This window comes from Streptomyces sp. NPDC057010, from assembly GCF_042673805.1.
GTDB lineage: Bacteria > Actinomycetota > Actinomycetes > Streptomycetales > Streptomycetaceae > Streptomyces.
In genome coordinates, this window is sequence record NZ_JBHUSC010000046.1 from 1 (window position 1) to 14,082 (window position 14,082).

Consider the following 14,082-nt stretch of genomic DNA (forward strand, 5'->3'; position numbering starts at 1 on the left):
GGCACACATCCAGCCTCGCCCGGCAAACTCCAGCCGCGCCGGGCACGTTCAGCCTCGCCGGCGTTTGAGGCGCGGGGTCCGGGGCAGAGCCCCGATCTTTGACCCGCACGGGTCCAGGCACGCCAGGCACATCCAGCCCCTCCGGCGATTGAGGAGCGGGGCGCGGGGCAGAGCCCCGGATCCTTGAGCCGCACCTGGCCAGGCACGCCAGGCACAATCCAGCCTCGCCGGCGTTTGAGGCGCGGGGCGCGGGGCGGAGCGCCGGTTTTTGGCCCGCACCTGGCCGGGTACGCCAGGCACATTCAGCCTCGCCGGCGATTGGGGCGCGGGGCGGAGCCCCGGTGGGGGGCGGGGGCCTACCCATCGGTAGAGCGGTCTGGCAAGCTCCCGCCATGAACTCCCCCGCCGCCGACCGCGCCCGCTACGACCGGGCGACCGCGCACCTGGACGCGCCGCTGGCCATCGTGGATCTCGACGCCTTCGACGCCAATGCCGATGACCTCGTGCGCCGGGCCGGCGGGAAGCCGGTGCGTGTCGCCAGCAAGTCCGTCCGGTGCCGCGCGCTCCTCGAACGGGTCCTCGCGCGGCCCGGGTTCGCCGGGATCATGTCGTACACCCTCGCCGAGTCGCTGTGGTTGGCCCGCTCCGGGTTCGAGGACGTGCTGCTCGCCTATCCCTCCGCCGACCGCGCCGGATTCGCCGAGCTGGCGGGCGACCCCAAGCTGGCCGCCGCCGTCACCGTCATGGTGGACGACGTGGCGCAGCTGGAGCTCATCGACCGGTCGCGGGACGGCGGGACCCAGGAGATCCGTGTTTGTTTGGAACTGGACACCGCGCTGCAGTTGTTCGGCGGCCGGGTGCGCATAGGGGCGCGGCGCTCGCCCTTGCGGGAGCCCGCGCAGCTGGCCGGGCTGGCTCGGGCGGTCGGGGCCCGGCCGGGGTTCCGGGTGGTGGGGCTGATGGCGTACGAGGGCCATGTCGCCGGGGTCGGGGACGCGCTGGCCGGGCGGCCGCTGCGGTCGCGGACGATCCGGCTGATGCAGGGCGCGGCCCGCAGGGAGCTGGCGGCCCGGCGGGCCGAGGTGGTGCGGGCGGTACGCGCGGTGGTGCCGGACCTGGAGTTCGTCAACGGCGGCGGGACCGGGAGCGTGGCCGAGACGGCCGCCGAGGAGGCGGTCACGGAGATCGCCGCCGGGTCGGGGCTGTACGTGCCGCGGCTGTTCGACAACTACACCTCGTTCCGCGGGCGTCCGGCCGCGCTGTTCGCGCAGCCCGTGGTCCGCCGGCCCGGCGTGGGCGTGGTCACCGTGCTCGGCGGCGGCTATCCGGCCTCGGGCGCGCCGGGCGCCGACCGGCTCCCGGTGCCGTACCTGCCGCAGGGGCTGCGCTACGACCCCCGGGAGGGCGCCGGCGAGGTGCAGACCCCGCTGCTCGGCAGCCCGGCCGACGATCTCCTGATCGGCGACCGGGTGTGGTTCCGCCACGCCAAGGCCGGCGAACTGTGCGAGCGCTTCGATGTCTTGCACCTGATCGAGGGCGACCGGGTGGCGGCCACCGCCCCGACGTACCGGGGCGAGGGCCGTAGTTTCCTTTAGAAGACCGTGTCGGTCTGGTCGGGGATGACGCTGGTGTCGCCCCGGCGGACGGGGGTGGTGGTCCCGTCGTGGTCGACGTAGCCGGTCGTGGAGCACGGGTAGGGGTTGTTCTTTTGTTTCTTGGGCTCGATGAACATCGGGTTCACGATCCACTTGCCGTCGCTGTTGTCGTAGGCGCGGCACATCAGCTCGTTCTTGTTGCGGTTGAGCACCAGGCGCAGGGCGGTGGCGTCGCGCAGGAACGAGATGTCGGTGTCGGAGTCGCCCGCGGCGAACACCTGGCGGCGGGCGGCCGGCTGGACCTTCTCGGCGGCGGGGCCCCGCACGCCGAAGATCTCCTTGTTGATCCAGCAGCGCTTGCCGTCGATGTACGTGATCAACGTGTCGGCGCCGTCCGCGACGGATCCGCAGCCCTGGAGGTGCGGGGTGTACTTCCCGCCCCGGGTCGTGGTGTTGCGGATGCCGATGACGTGGTCCGCCGCGATGCCGACGCCCTGGGCCCAAACCTCGACGACCGGCTGCGGTGAGGCGGAGCTGATCCAGACGTCGAAGCCGGCCTTTCGCAGGGCGTTGATCAGGTCCTGCTGCTGCTCGTAGTAGCGAACCCAGCCGGTGGCGGTGCCGGTGCCCACCTGCTGCTTGGTCCCGATGGGCGCGGCCAGGTTCTCGCTGCGGGCGGCCGCGGCGAAGCCGCGGATCTCGCGGGCGGTCCAGCCCTGCATCAGCTGGGGCAGCCAGGCGTAGGCGGGATCGATCGTGCGGCGGTCCCAGCCGGCGAAGGCCGCGGCGGCGCTGCGGGTCGCGCCGGTGCCGTAGACGGCGGCGAGTTCGTCGGCGCAGGCGGCGCCTTCGGGGGTGCCGGTGGGCAGCGGGTCGCCGGGGCGGGCGAGGGTGCCGCAGGCGTCGGCCAGGGCCTGGGCGGCGGCCGGGGTGAGGTAGCGGCTGGTGGTGGTCCAGTCGCCGCCGGCGGGCCGGCGGATCTTTCCGTTGCGCAGCAGCCAGTACATGGTGGCGTCGCCGACGTCGTTCTTGACGACCGTGTTGTCCCAGTCGAAGACGGCGACCGGCTTGGTGCGGCTGGGCCGGTACGGGTTGCAGCTGCCGTACTGGTCGATGAGCTGCTGGAGCCGGGCCTGGTTGTCCCCGTACCAGCCGGCCTTCAGCTGCGGGGTCGTGCAGGGTGCGCCGGGGCGGGCCGCCTCGGCGGAGGGCGCGGTGGCGAGGAGGGTGCCGGCGGTTATCGCGGCGGCGGCGACGGCCTGGAGGCGTCGTGTGGTGCTGGGGCGGGTCACTGCGGTGGTCACTCCTGACTGGTGAAGATCGTCGGGGACGGTAGAGCACGACAGCCGGGCGTCGTGCGACGCCCGGCTGTCGGGAGGGTGGTGCGGGGGTGAACGTTTAGAGGGGCGTCACGTACGCGCCGGAGATGCCGCCGTCGACGAGGAAGTCGGTGGCGTTGATGAAGGAGGAGTCGTCGCTGGCGAGGAAGGCGACGGCGGCGGCGATCTCGGTCGGCTCGGCGAAGCGCCCCAGCGGGATGTGGACGAGCCGGCGGGCGGCGCGCTCCGGGTCCTTGGCGAACAGTTCCTGGAGCAGCGGGGTGTTGACGGGCCCCGGGCAGAGCGCGTTGACGCGGATGCCCTCGCGGGCGAACTGGACGCCGAGTTCGCGGGACATGGCGAGGACGCCGCCCTTGGAGGCGGTGTAGGAGATCTGCGAGGTGGCGGCGCCCATGATCGCGACGAAGGAGGCGGTGTTGATGATGGAGCCGCGGCCCTGGCGCTGCATGTAGGGCAGGGCGGCCTTGCAGCAGAGGTAGACGGAGGTGAGGTTGACGTCCTGGACCCGCTTCCAGGCCTCCAGGCCGGTGGTCAGGATCGAGTCGTCGTCCGGGGGCGAGATGCCGGCGTTGTTGAAGGCGATGTCGACGGAGCCGTAGGTGTCGAAGGCGGTCTTGAAGAGGGCCTCGACCTCCTCCGGGCTGGTGACGTCGACCTTGACGAAGGTGCCGCCGACCTCTTCGGCGGCGGCCTTGCCGGCCGTCTCGTCGATGTCGCCGCAGACGACGTTGGCGCCTTCGGAGGCGAGGCGCCGGGCGGTGGCGAGGCCGATGCCGCTGCCGGCTCCGGTGATGACGGCGGTACGGCCGACCAGGCGGCGGCAGATGATCTCTTCGTTGGACATGTGGTGTCAGGCCTCCGTGCTGATGAAGACGTTCTTCGTCTCGGTGAATGCGGTGAGGGCGTCGGGTCCGAGCTCGCGGCCGAGGCCGGACTGCTTGTAGCCGCCGAAGGGGGTCCAGTAGCGGACGCTGCTGTGGGAGTTGACGGACAGGTTGCCCGCGGCGACGGCGCGCGAGACGCGCAGGGCGCGGCCGATGTCGCGGGTCCAGAGGGAGCCGGAGAGGCCGTATTCGGTGGCGTTGGCCAGGCGGACGGCGTCCTCCTCGTCCTCGAAGGGCAGGACGACGGCGACGGGCCCGAAGACCTCGTCGGCGGCCACGGGCGCGGTGGGGGCGACGTCCGTGACGAGGGTCGGCGGGTACCAGAAGCCGGGGCCTTCGGGGGCGGTGCCGCGGATCGCGGTGAGGTCGTCGGTGACGTAGGACCGTACGCGTTCCAGCTGTGTGCGGGAGATCAGCGGGCCCATCTGGGTCTTCTCGTCGGTGGGGTCGCCGACGACGACGCCCTCGATGCCGGGGGCGAGGAGGGAGAGGAAGCGGTCGTAGGCGGAGCGCTGGACGAGGATCCGGGTGCGGGCGCAGCAGTCCTGGCCGGTGTTGTCGAGGAAGGACATGGGGGCCGCGGCCGCGGCCGCTTCCAGGTCGGCGTCGGCGAAGACGATGTTGGGGCTCTTGCCGCCGAGTTCGAGGGTGACGCGCTTCACCCGGTCGGCGCACTTGGCCATGATCTGCTTGCCGACGCGGGTGGAGCCGGTGAAGACGATCTTGGCGACGCCGGGGTGCTCGACGAGCGCGTCGCCCGCGACCGCGCCGTGGCCGGGGAGCACCTGGAAGAGGTGCTCGGGGATCCCGGCTTCGAGGGCGAGTTCGGCGAGGCGCAGCGCGGTGAGGGGGGTGGTCTCGGCGGGCTTGAGGAGGACCGCGTTGCCGGCGGCTAGGGCCGGGGCCAGGCCCCAGGCGGCGATCGGCAGGGGGAAGTTCCAGGGGGCGATCACGCCGATGACGCCGAGGGGTTCGAGGAAGGTGACGTCGATGCCGCCGGCGACGGGGATCTGCCGGCCGGAGAGCCGCTCCACTCCTCCGGCGGCGAATTCCAGCAGGTCGCGTACGTTGCCGGCTTCCCAGCGGGCGTTGCCGATGGTGTGGCCGGCCTCGCGGACCTCCAGCTGGGCGAGTTCCTCGATGTGGCCGTCGACGACCGCGGCGAAGCGGCGCAGCAGGCGGGCCCGGTCGGCGGGGGCGGCCGCGGCCCAGCCGCGCTGAGCCGCGGCGGCCCGGGCGACGGCGGCGTCGACATCGTCCCGTGTGGCGGCCGGGACGATGGCGACGAGTTCCTCGGTGGCCGGATTCAGCACTTCCAGCGCATCGGACACGTGGTGCCTCACAGACGTTCGGTCGGATCAGTGGGTTACAGGCGTTCGAAGGAGCGGCGCAGCTCCCAGTCGGTCACCGCGGAGTCGTACGCGTCCAGCTCGACGCGGGCCATGTTGCGGTAGTGGGCGACCACTTCGGGGCCGAAGGCGGCCTTGGCGATCTCGCTGTTCTCCCACAGCTCGGCGGCCTCGCGGAGGGTGGCGGGGACGTGCGCGTAGTCGCCGGTGTAGGCGTTGCCGGCGCAGGCCTCGGGCAGTTCCAGGCGGTTCTCGATGCCGTAGAGACCGGCCGCGACCAGGCCGGCGACGGCGAGGTGGGGGTTGACGTCGCCGCCGGGGAGGCGGTTCTCGAAGCGCATGGAGCGGCCGTGCCCGACCACTCGGAGCGCGCAGGTCCGGTTGTCCACGCCCCAGGCGACGGCGGTCGGCGCGAAGGATCCCGGCCGGAAACGCTTGTACGAGTTGATGTTGGGGGCGTAGAGAAGGGAGAAGTCGCGCAGCGCGGCCAGCTGACCCGCCAGGAAGTGCCGCATCACCGGTGACATTCCGCCCGGCCCGTCACCGGCCATCGCGTTGCGTCCGTCGGCGTCGTTGAGCGAGAGGTGGATGTGGCAGGAGTTGCCCTCGCGCTCGTCGTACTTGGCCATGAAGGTGAGCGAGACGCCCTCCTGGGCGGCGATCTCCTTCGCCCCCGTCTTGTAGACGGCGTGCTGGTCGCAGGTGGTCAGCGCCTCGTCGTAGCGGAAGGCGATCTCGTGCTGGCCGAGGTTGCACTCCCCCTTCGCCGATTCGACGGTCAGGCCCGCGGCCTGCATCTCGTTGCGGATGCGGCGCAGCAGGGGCTCGATGCGGCCGGTCCCGAGGATGGAGTAGTCGATGTTGTACTGGTTGGCGGGGGTCAGACCGCGGTAGCGGGCGTTCCAGGCCTGCTCGTAGGTGTCCTGGAAGACCATGAACTCCAGCTCGGTGCCGACCATCGCGGTGTAGCCGTGCTCCGCGAGGCGTTCCAGCTGGCGGCGCAGGATCTGCCGGGGCGCGGCGACGACGGGCGAGCCGTCGTTCCAGGCCAGGTCGGCGAGGAGGAAGGCGCTGCCGGGGTTCCAGGGGAGCCGGCGCAGGGTGGCGAGGTCGGGGTGCATGGCGAAGTCGCCGTAGCCCCGGTCCCAGGAGGACATCTCGTACCCGTCGACGGTGTTCATGTCGGTGTCGACGGCGAGGAGGTAGTTGCATCCCTCGGTGCCGTGCGCGAGGACCTCGTCCAGGAAGAACTGTGCGGCGAACCGCTTGCCCTGGAGGCGCCCCTGCATGTCGGGGAAGGCCAGGACGACTGTGTCGATCTCACCGCTGGCGACGAGGGCGCGGAGCTCCTCGGGCGCGAGCGGCGGCTTGCGGTCTACCACGGGAATCTCTCCTTCGGTGAGCCGAGGAGGCCTAAGGTATTGAACAGAACCATTGCTTGGGAAGGGGAGGAGCCGAGATGACCGACACGGCGAGCGAGGGCGACGCGATCGCGCGGCTGAATCCCGTGCTGCGGCAGGTGCGGGCGGGCAACGGTTTCGAGGAGGCACTGGAGCAGATCCTCCAGGTGGTCCGGCTGGGTCTGGTGCCGGGCGGTGAACGGCTGCCGCCCGAGCGCGAGTTGGCCGAGCGGATGGGGATCAGCCGGGTCACGCTGCGCGAGGTGCTGAAGGTGCTCCAGGACCAGGGGCTGGTGGAGGCCCGGCGGGGGCGGTACGGCGGAACGTTTGTGCTGCCCCGCCCCGACACCCCGGCGGGCGGCGCCGAGCAGGAGCTGCGCCGGCGGGTGGCGGGGGTGGACATCGAGGACGTCCTGCGGTTCCGCGAGGTCCTGGAGGTGGGGGCGGCCGGGCTGTGCGCCTCCCAGGGGCTCACCGAGGAGGACGCCGAGCGGCTGCTCGGGGCGCTGGCCGCCACCCACGACGCCCCGCTCGCCGACTACCGCCGCCAGGACACCCTCTTCCACCTGACGCTGTGCGAACTGGCCGGCTCCGCCACCCTGACGGCCCAGTACGCGGCCGTCAGGGCCACGGTCAACGACCTGCTCGACTGCATCCCGCTCCTGGTGCGCAACCTGGAGCACTCGCAGCAGCAGCACACCGCGCTGGTGGAGTCCGTCCTGGAGGGGGACGCGGCCGGGGCGCGGGAGACCATGCGCGAGCACTGCTGCGGCACGGCGGCGCTGCTGCGGGGGTTTCTGGCCTGAGCGGAAGGGGGAGGCCTGGGGAGGTTTTCGTAACGCCTGTTTAACGCGCGGGTCTTGCGCACTCCACCGGACTACGGCAAAGGTACGCCCCACAACCATTGCCCCGAGGCAGGAGCGCACGATGGCCGACGACATCGAGGCACGGCTCACCGCCGTGCCCGCACCCACCAAGTCCACCGAGGGCGAGCACGCGGACGACTATCTGGAGCGCCGCACCCTGCGCCGCGGCAGCGCCGGCTGGCTGCTGCTCACCGGTCTGGGCGTCGCGTACGTCGTCTCCGGCGACTTCTCCGGCTGGAACGTCGGCCTCGACAAGGGCGGCTTCGGCGGTCTCGCCATCGCCACCGTCCTGATGGGCGCCATGTACGCCTGCCTGGTCTTCTCCCTGGCCGAGCTGTCCACCATCCTCCCGACCGCGGGCGGCGGTTACGGCTTCGCCCGCCGCGCGCTCGGCCCCTGGGGCGGCTTCCTCACCGGCACCGCCATCCTGATCGAGTACATCCTGGCCCCGGCCGCGATCGTCATCTTCATCGGCGACTACGTCGAGTCCCTCGGGCTCTTCGGCCTCACCTCCAGCTGGCCCGTCTACCTCGGCTGCTTCGTCGTCTTCATCGGAGTCCACCTCTGGGGCGTCGGCGAGGCCCTGCGCTTCAGCCTCGTCGTCACCGCCATCGCCGTGGCCGCGCTGCTCATTTTCTCGATCGGCGCTCTGACCGACTTCGACGCGGGCAGCCTCGACAACATCCCGGTCGACACGGCCGCCTTCGGCTCCAACTCCTGGCTGCCCCTGGGCGTCCTCGGCATCTGGGCCGCGTTCCCCTTCGGCATGTGGTTCTTCCTCGGCGTGGAAGGCGTACCGCTGGCGGCGGAGGAGGCCAAGGACCCGGTCCGCTCCATGCCGAAGGCACTGGCCATCTCCATGGGCATCCTCGCCCTGCTGGCGCTGATCACCTTCTTCGCGGCGACGGGCGCGCAGGGCGCGGACGCGGTCAAGACGGCCGGCAACCCCCTGGTCGTGGCCCTGGAAGGGGACGACGGCCCGACCGCACTGAGCCGCTTCGTGAACTACGCGGGCCTGGCCGGCCTCGTGGCCTCCTTCTTCTCCCTCATCTACGCGGGCTCGCGCCAGCTCTTCGCGCTCTCCCGGGCCGGCTACCTGCCGCGTTTCCTCTCGCTCACCTCGAAGCGCAAGGCCCCGTACCTGGGCCTGGTCATCCCCGGCGCGATCGGCTTCGCCCTCGCGGCGGCCACCGGCAACGGCGCCCGCATGCTGAACATCGCGGTCTTCGGCGCGACCATCTCCTACGCCCTGATGGCCCTCTCCCACATCGTGCTGCGCCGCCGCGAGCCGGGCCTGGAGCGCCCGTACCGCACGCCCGGCGGGGTCCTCACCTCTTCGGTGGCCTTCGTACTCGCCCTGTCGGCCCTGGTCGCCACCTTCCTGGTGGACAAGGACGCGGCATTCATCGCACTGGCCGTGTACGCCGTCGCCCTCGCCTACTTCGCGATCTACAGTCGGCACCACCTCGTGGCCTCGGCGCCCGAGGAGGAGTTCGCCGCTCTGGCGGAAGCCGAGGCGGAACTGACCCGCGACTGAAACCTGTCACCCCCTCACCCTCACCCCTCATCGGAGGTAAGAACGTGCCCAGGCCGCTCATCGGCATCAGCACCTACGTGGAGGAATCCACCCGCTACGGGGTGTGGGACCTGCCCACGTCCCTCGTTCCCGCCGGGTACTACGAACTCGTCCAGGCGGCGGGCGGCGCGGCCGTACTGCTGCCGCCGGACGAACCCGGGGCGGCGGCGGAGGTGTTGAGCCGGGTGGACGGCCTGGTCATCGCGGGCGGCCCGGACGTGGACCCGGTCCACTACGGCGCCGCCCGCGACTCCCGCACGGGCGCCCCGGCGACGGTCCGCGACGCGTGGGAGCTGGCGCTGATCGCGGCGGCCCTCGACTCCTCCCTCCCGCTGCTGGGCATCTGCCGGGGCATGCAGGCGCTGAACGTGGCCCTGGGCGGCACGCTGGTCCAGCACATCGACGGCCACTTCGACACCCCGGGCGCCACGTCCTGGCACCCGGTCCGCCCGGTCCCGGGCACCCGCTACGCGGCGCTCGTCCCGGAGCAGGCGGACGTCCCGACCTATCACCACCAGGCCGTCGACCGCCTGGGCCGGGGCCTGATCGCCTCGGCCCACGCCCTCGACGGCACGGTGGAGGCCATCGAACTCCCGGACCCGGCCCGCTGGGTCCTGGGCGTCCAGTGGCACCCCGAACGCGACAAGGACACCCGCGTCATGTCCTCCCTCATCGAAGCCGCCGCCCTCCCGGTCCCGGTGCCCTGAGGGACTCCTCCGCCCCCGCTCCTCAAACGCCGGAGGGGCTGGATGTGCCCGGCGTACCTGAACACGTGCCGCTCAAAGCCCGGGGCTCCGCCCCGCACCCCGCGCCTCAAACGCCGGCGAGGCTGGAGTTTGCCCGGCCGGGACTGGATGTGCCGGCCGGGGTGAGGTCAGGGACGCCCCCGCTCCTCAAACGCCGGAGGGGCTGGATGTGCCCGGTGTGCCTGGACCCGTGCGGCTCAAAGACCGGGGCTCCGCCCCGCACCCCGCTCCTCAAACGCCGGAGGGGCTGGATGTGCCTGGCGTGCCTGGACCCGTGCGGGTCAAAGATCGGGGCTCTGCCCCGGACCCCGCGCCTCAAACGCCGGCGAGGCTGAACGTGCCCGGCGCGGCTGGAGTTTGCCGGGCGAGGCTGGATGTGTGCCCGGCCGGGGTCGGGGACGGGGTGGGGTGTCGGCCGGGACTAAAACGAGATGAATTCGGCGCTCGCTCCCGCCCGACGAAGCAACCCCGGACAGGGCGCCGAACATCGAAGCCCGTCCCGGACGACACCCCACCCCGTCCCCGGCCCCCCGCTCCGACCCCCAGCTCCGACCCCCGTCTCCCCGGCCCCGTCCCCGGACCCGCCCCCATCCCTGGCCCCGGCCCTGGCCGCGTCCCCGTCCCTGGGCCCCGACCTCGTCCCGGACCCGGCCCCGTCCCTGTCCCTGGCCCCGTCCCCGGACCCGGCCCTGGCCACCGACCTCGTCCCGGACCCGGCCGCGGCCCCGGACCTCGGCCCCGGATCCGGCCCGCGGCCCCCGCGCCCGCGGAGCCCCCCGCCCGGGAGGGGACCGCGGGGCGGCTAGGGCTGGCCCCGTGTCAGGGACAGCAGGTCGCGGGCCGGGCCCGCCGGGCGGGAGCCCGTGGGCCACACGGCCCGCAGGGCCCGCCCCAGCTCCGCACCGGCGACCGGCACCTCCACCAGCCGCCGCCCCGCCAGCTCGTCCCCCACCGCCAGCTCCGACAGGACACACGGCCCCGCCCCGCTCAACGCCGCCGCCTTCACCGCAGTGGTCGACGCCAGTTCAAGCAGCGGCGCCGCCAACCCCCCGCACCCGGCCAGCGCAGCGTCCAGCACCTGACGCGTCCCCGACCCCCGCTCCCGCAGTATCAGCGGCGCCGACGCCAGCTCCGCCGCCTCCACCCCCCGCGACCGCCGCGCCCACGGATGCCCCGGCGCCACCGCCACCACGAGCCGGTCCTGCGCGATCACCACCGAGTCCAGCCCGTCCGGCACGGACAGCCCCTCCACGAAGCCCAGGTCCGCCTCGTGCGCGAGCACCCGTTGCGCGACCACCGAGGAGTTCCCGGCGTGCAGGGACACCGCCGTGTCCGGCCGCTGCCCGCGCAGCGCGATCAGCCACCCGGGCAGCAGGTACTCCGCGATGGTCATGCTGGCGGCCACCCGCAGCCGCGAGTCCCGCCGCCCCCGCAGCGCCTGCGCCCCCGCGTCGAAGGCCTCGGCCGCTTCCACGACCCGCCGCGCCCAGTCCGTGACCAGCGCGCCTTCCGCCGTGAGCGTCGACCCCCGCGGTGAGCGGTCCACCAGGGCCACCCCCAGCCGCGTCTCCATCGCCCGGATCCGGCTGCTCGCCGCCGGCTGGGTGATGCCCAGCCGGCGGGCCGCCCCGCTCAGACTGCCCACGCGCGCGACCGCGAGCAGCAGCTCCAGCGCGCCCAGGTCCGGCACGCGGTGCGCCAGCGGAACCCACTCCTCATTACCCATAACATCAGTTTATGGCCTCATAGCAGGATGACCCCTGCCACCCGCCCCGCCCCCACGGGACCCTGGACCCATGGCCACCACCATCGAACGCCCCCGTCCCACCACCCAGCGGACCCCCCAGGCCCACAAGGCCGCCAAGGCCCCCCAGCCCCACGAGGCCCACAAGGCCCGCAAGCCCCTCCCGGCCCTGCGCCACCTCGGCCCGAACTGGTACGCCTCGATCATGGGCACCGCCATCGTCGCCAACGCCGGCGCCACCCTCCCCCACCAGCTCCCCGGCCAGCGCGTGGCCTGCCAGATCGTCTGGGCGCTGTCCGCCGTCGCCCTCGCGACCCTCCTCGCGGCCCGCGCCGGCCACTGGCTCCATCACCGCGACCAGGCCCGCGCCCACCTCCTCGACCCCGCCGTCGCCCCCTTCTACGGCTGCCTGTCGATGGCCCTGCTGGCCGTCGGCGGTGGCACCCTCATCGTCGGCAAGGACCTCATCGGGACCGGCGCCGCCGTCGCCGCCGACGCCGTGCTCTTCACCGCCGGCACCGCGATAGGCCTGGTCATGGCCGTCGTCGTGCCCTACCTGATGGTGGTCCGGCACAAGGTGGAGCCCGCGCAGGCCACCCCCGTCTGGCTGCTGCCCCTCGTCGCCCCCATGGTCTCCGCCGCGCTGGGCCCCCTGCTGGTCCCCCACCTGCCCGCCGGCCAGCCCCGCGAGGCCATGCTGCTCGCCTGCTACGCCATGTTCGGCATCAGCCTGCTCGCCACCCTGCTGATGCTCCCCCTGGTCTTCGGCCGGCTCATCGTGGGCGGTCCCCTCCCCCTGGCCCTGACCCCCACCCTCTTCCTGGTCCTCGGCCCCCTCGGCCAGTCCACCACCGCCGTGAACCAGCTCGCCGACGTGGCCCCCCTGTCGATCGGCGCCCCCTACGCCGGAGCGCTCGGCGCCTTCGCGGTCGTCTACGGGGTCCCCGTGATGGGCTTCGCCCTGCTGTGGCTGGCCCTCGCCGCGTCGATGCTGGTCCGGGCCGCCCGTAACGGCATGGGCTTCGCGATGACCTGGTGGGCGCTGACCTTCCCCGTCGGCACCTGCGTCACCGGCGCCGCCGGCCTGGCCCGCCACACCGGCCTGGCCGCCTTCGCCTGGCTGGCCTCGGTGCTCTTCGTGGCCCTGCTCACCGCCTGGCTGCTGGCCGCCGCCCACACCCTGCGCGGCCTGTTCACCGGCAGCCTGCTCCCCCGCTGAGCCCGCCGGACCCCTACCGCGCCGCGCGCAGCGCCCCGGCCAGTACGGCCGGGGCTTCCGCGAGCGAGGGTCCGTACCAGGTCAGGTGGCGCCCGCTGACCAGCGCGGCGGGCAGGCCGGGGAAGGCCTCCGGGCCGTCCGCGGCCGTGAAGCGGTACGGCTCGTCCGGGAGCACCACCAGATCGCAGCCGGCGGCGGCCAGCTCCTCCACCGGGATCCTCGGGTAGCGCTCGGCGTGGCCCGCGTACACGTTGCGCACCCCCAGCCGGGCGAGCAGGTCCCCGGCGAAGGTGTCCCGGCCGAGCACCATCCACGGCCGCCGCCACACCGGTACGAAGGCCCGCGGCCCACCGGCCGGCGGCTCCACCCGGGCCCACGCGGCCTCCGCGTCCGCCAGCCACCCGGGCCGCTTCAGCCCCAGGGCCCCCACCAGCACCCGGTCCAGCTCGCGCAGCGCCTGCGGCAGGTCGCGGACCTCGGTGAGCAGTACCTCGATCCCGGCCGCCCGCAGCGCCGCGAGGTCGGGGGCCCGGTTCTCCTCCTCGTTGGCGATCACCAGGTCCGGGCGCAGCTCCGCGATCCTGCGCACATCGGGGTTCTTCGTCCCCCCGATCCGCACCGCGCCCCCGAGGTCCGCCGGGTGCGTGCACCAGTCCGTGACGCCGACCAGCCGGCCGGGAGCGCTCACGGCCACCGCCTCGGTCAGCGACGGCACCAGCGAGACGATCCGCCGCATGCCGATCAGTGGCCGGTCGGGCCCGGCGACGGCGGCTCGGACGTCGCGTGGATGTGGTCGCCCACCGCGACCACCAGGATCCTGGTGTCCTCGGTGACGGCCCGCCAGCGGTGGCGCACGCCGCCCGACAGGAACAGCGCGTCCCCGCTCTCCAGCCGGTACGCCCGCCCCTCCGCCTCCACCTGGCAGGCGCCCGCGACCACGTACATCAGCTCGTCGTTGCGGTGCTGGTACTCGCGCCCGGCGTCCTGGTCCCCGGTGAACTCCAGCGCGTGCAGCTGGTGGTGCCCCCGGACCAGGGGCCGTACGCCGCGAACCGGGGTGAGCCCCGATTCGTCGCCGGCCCGTACGAGGTCCACCGTGCGCGCGGTGTCGGACGCGGCCAGCAGTTCGACGGCCGTGGTCTCCAGCGCGTCGGCGACCCGCTCCAGGGAGCGCATGCTGGGCCGGGCCCGCTCGTTCTCTATCTGGCTGAGGAAGGGGACCGACAGCCCGCTGCGCGCCGAAACGGCGGCAAGGGTCAGGTGGAGCGCGCGGCGCCGCTTGCGCACGGCCACGCCCACCCGCAGCGGTTCCTTGCCGTCCTTGTCCTTGTCCTTGTCCCTGTCGTTCATTTCGGGGCTGCCC

General features: G+C 73.3%; 12 protein-coding genes. 5 read left to right on the top strand and 7 right to left on the bottom strand.

The window, feature by feature from the left end:
• The first annotated feature begins 392 nt into the window (after positions 1 to 392).
• Positions 393 to 1,595: an amino acid deaminase/aldolase gene (locus tag ACFTXQ_RS28575; protein ID WP_382645874.1), complete on the top strand. Its 1,203-nt coding sequence runs from the start codon at positions 393 to 395 to the stop codon at positions 1,593 to 1,595.
• On the opposite strand, the gene ACFTXQ_RS28580 is transcribed toward ACFTXQ_RS28575, so the two are convergent.
• From ACFTXQ_RS28580 to ACFTXQ_RS28595, 4 genes are all read right to left on the bottom strand, one after another.
• Positions 1,592 to 2,899, bottom strand: coding sequence for a haloacid dehalogenase-like hydrolase (locus ACFTXQ_RS28580; RefSeq protein ID WP_382645877.1), 1,308 nt, complete (start codon positions 2,897 to 2,899; stop codon positions 1,592 to 1,594). The genes ACFTXQ_RS28575 and ACFTXQ_RS28580 overlap by 4 nt on opposite strands.
• A gap of 94 nt (positions 2,900 to 2,993) precedes the next feature.
• Positions 2,994 to 3,779, bottom strand: coding sequence for a 3-oxoacyl-ACP reductase (locus ACFTXQ_RS28585; RefSeq protein ID WP_382645880.1), 786 nt, complete (start codon positions 3,777 to 3,779; stop codon positions 2,994 to 2,996).
• 6 nt (positions 3,780 to 3,785) lie between these two features.
• Positions 3,786 to 5,150 (bottom strand): aldehyde dehydrogenase family protein, encoded by a 1,365-nt coding sequence (locus ACFTXQ_RS28590; RefSeq protein ID WP_382645883.1) that lies wholly within the window; start codon positions 5,148 to 5,150, stop codon positions 3,786 to 3,788.
• Positions 5,151 to 5,185: 35 nt separating this feature from the next.
• Positions 5,186 to 6,550 (bottom strand): glutamine synthetase family protein, encoded by a 1,365-nt coding sequence (locus ACFTXQ_RS28595; protein WP_382645886.1) that lies wholly within the window; start codon positions 6,548 to 6,550, stop codon positions 5,186 to 5,188.
• A gap of 77 nt (positions 6,551 to 6,627) precedes the next feature.
• On the opposite strand from ACFTXQ_RS28595, the gene ACFTXQ_RS28600 reads away from it, so the two are divergent.
• The 3 genes from ACFTXQ_RS28600 (at position 6,628) to ACFTXQ_RS28610 (ending at position 9,717) form a co-directional block, all read left to right on the top strand.
• The gene (locus ACFTXQ_RS28600; RefSeq protein ID WP_382645889.1) at positions 6,628 to 7,374 is read left to right on the top strand and encodes a FadR/GntR family transcriptional regulator; all 747 of its coding nucleotides are present in this window, start codon (positions 6,628 to 6,630) and stop codon (positions 7,372 to 7,374) included.
• 121 nt (positions 7,375 to 7,495) lie between these two features.
• Positions 7,496 to 8,971 (top strand): ethanolamine permease, encoded by a 1,476-nt coding sequence (eat, locus tag ACFTXQ_RS28605; protein ID WP_382645891.1) that lies wholly within the window; start codon positions 7,496 to 7,498, stop codon positions 8,969 to 8,971.
• Positions 8,972 to 9,015: 44 nt separating this feature from the next.
• The gene (locus tag ACFTXQ_RS28610) at positions 9,016 to 9,717 is read left to right on the top strand and encodes a gamma-glutamyl-gamma-aminobutyrate hydrolase family protein (protein ID WP_382645894.1); all 702 of its coding nucleotides are present in this window, start codon (positions 9,016 to 9,018) and stop codon (positions 9,715 to 9,717) included.
• Between the two features lie 841 nt (positions 9,718 to 10,558).
• Here the strand turns inward: ACFTXQ_RS28610 and ACFTXQ_RS28615 are convergent.
• The gene (locus ACFTXQ_RS28615) at positions 10,559 to 11,482 is read right to left on the bottom strand and encodes a LysR family transcriptional regulator (protein ID WP_382645897.1); all 924 of its coding nucleotides are present in this window, start codon (positions 11,480 to 11,482) and stop codon (positions 10,559 to 10,561) included.
• Positions 11,483 to 11,705: 223 nt separating this feature from the next.
• Between ACFTXQ_RS28615 and ACFTXQ_RS28620 the strand changes: the two genes are divergently transcribed.
• On the top strand, positions 11,706 to 12,719 hold the full coding sequence (locus ACFTXQ_RS28620) for a TDT family transporter (protein ID WP_382646004.1): 1,014 nt from the start codon (positions 11,706 to 11,708) through the stop codon (positions 12,717 to 12,719).
• Positions 12,720 to 12,732: 13 nt separating this feature from the next.
• On the opposite strand, the gene ACFTXQ_RS28625 is transcribed toward ACFTXQ_RS28620, so the two are convergent.
• Both ACFTXQ_RS28625 and ACFTXQ_RS28630 read right to left on the bottom strand, forming a co-directional pair.
• Positions 12,733 to 13,455, bottom strand: coding sequence for a helical backbone metal receptor (locus ACFTXQ_RS28625; protein WP_382645899.1), 723 nt, complete (start codon positions 13,453 to 13,455; stop codon positions 12,733 to 12,735).
• A gap of 5 nt (positions 13,456 to 13,460) precedes the next feature.
• Complete coding sequence (locus ACFTXQ_RS28630) at positions 13,461 to 14,069, bottom strand: helix-turn-helix domain-containing protein (protein WP_382645902.1); 609 nt, start codon at positions 14,067 to 14,069, stop codon at positions 13,461 to 13,463.
• Positions 14,070 to 14,082 lie beyond the last annotated feature (13 nt).

Coding starts and splice junctions, on each gene's coding strand:
- ACFTXQ_RS28575 (WP_382645874.1), top strand. CDS start 393: ATGAACTCCCCCGCCGCCGACCGCGCCCGCTACGACCGGGCGACCGCG.
- ACFTXQ_RS28585 (WP_382645880.1), bottom strand. CDS start 3,779: ATGTCCAACGAAGAGATCATCTGCCGCCGCCTGGTCGGCCGTACCGCC.
- ACFTXQ_RS28600 (WP_382645889.1), top strand. CDS start 6,628: ATGACCGACACGGCGAGCGAGGGCGACGCGATCGCGCGGCTGAATCCC.
- eat (WP_382645891.1), top strand. CDS start 7,496: ATGGCCGACGACATCGAGGCACGGCTCACCGCCGTGCCCGCACCCACC.
- ACFTXQ_RS28615 (WP_382645897.1), bottom strand. CDS start 11,482: ATGGGTAATGAGGAGTGGGTTCCGCTGGCGCACCGCGTGCCGGACCTG.
- ACFTXQ_RS28620 (WP_382646004.1), top strand. CDS start 11,706: ATGGGCACCGCCATCGTCGCCAACGCCGGCGCCACCCTCCCCCACCAG.
- ACFTXQ_RS28625 (WP_382645899.1), bottom strand. CDS start 13,455: ATGCGGCGGATCGTCTCGCTGGTGCCGTCGCTGACCGAGGCGGTGGCC.
- ACFTXQ_RS28630 (WP_382645902.1), bottom strand. CDS start 14,069: ATGAACGACAGGGACAAGGACAAGGACAAGGACGGCAAGGAACCGCTG.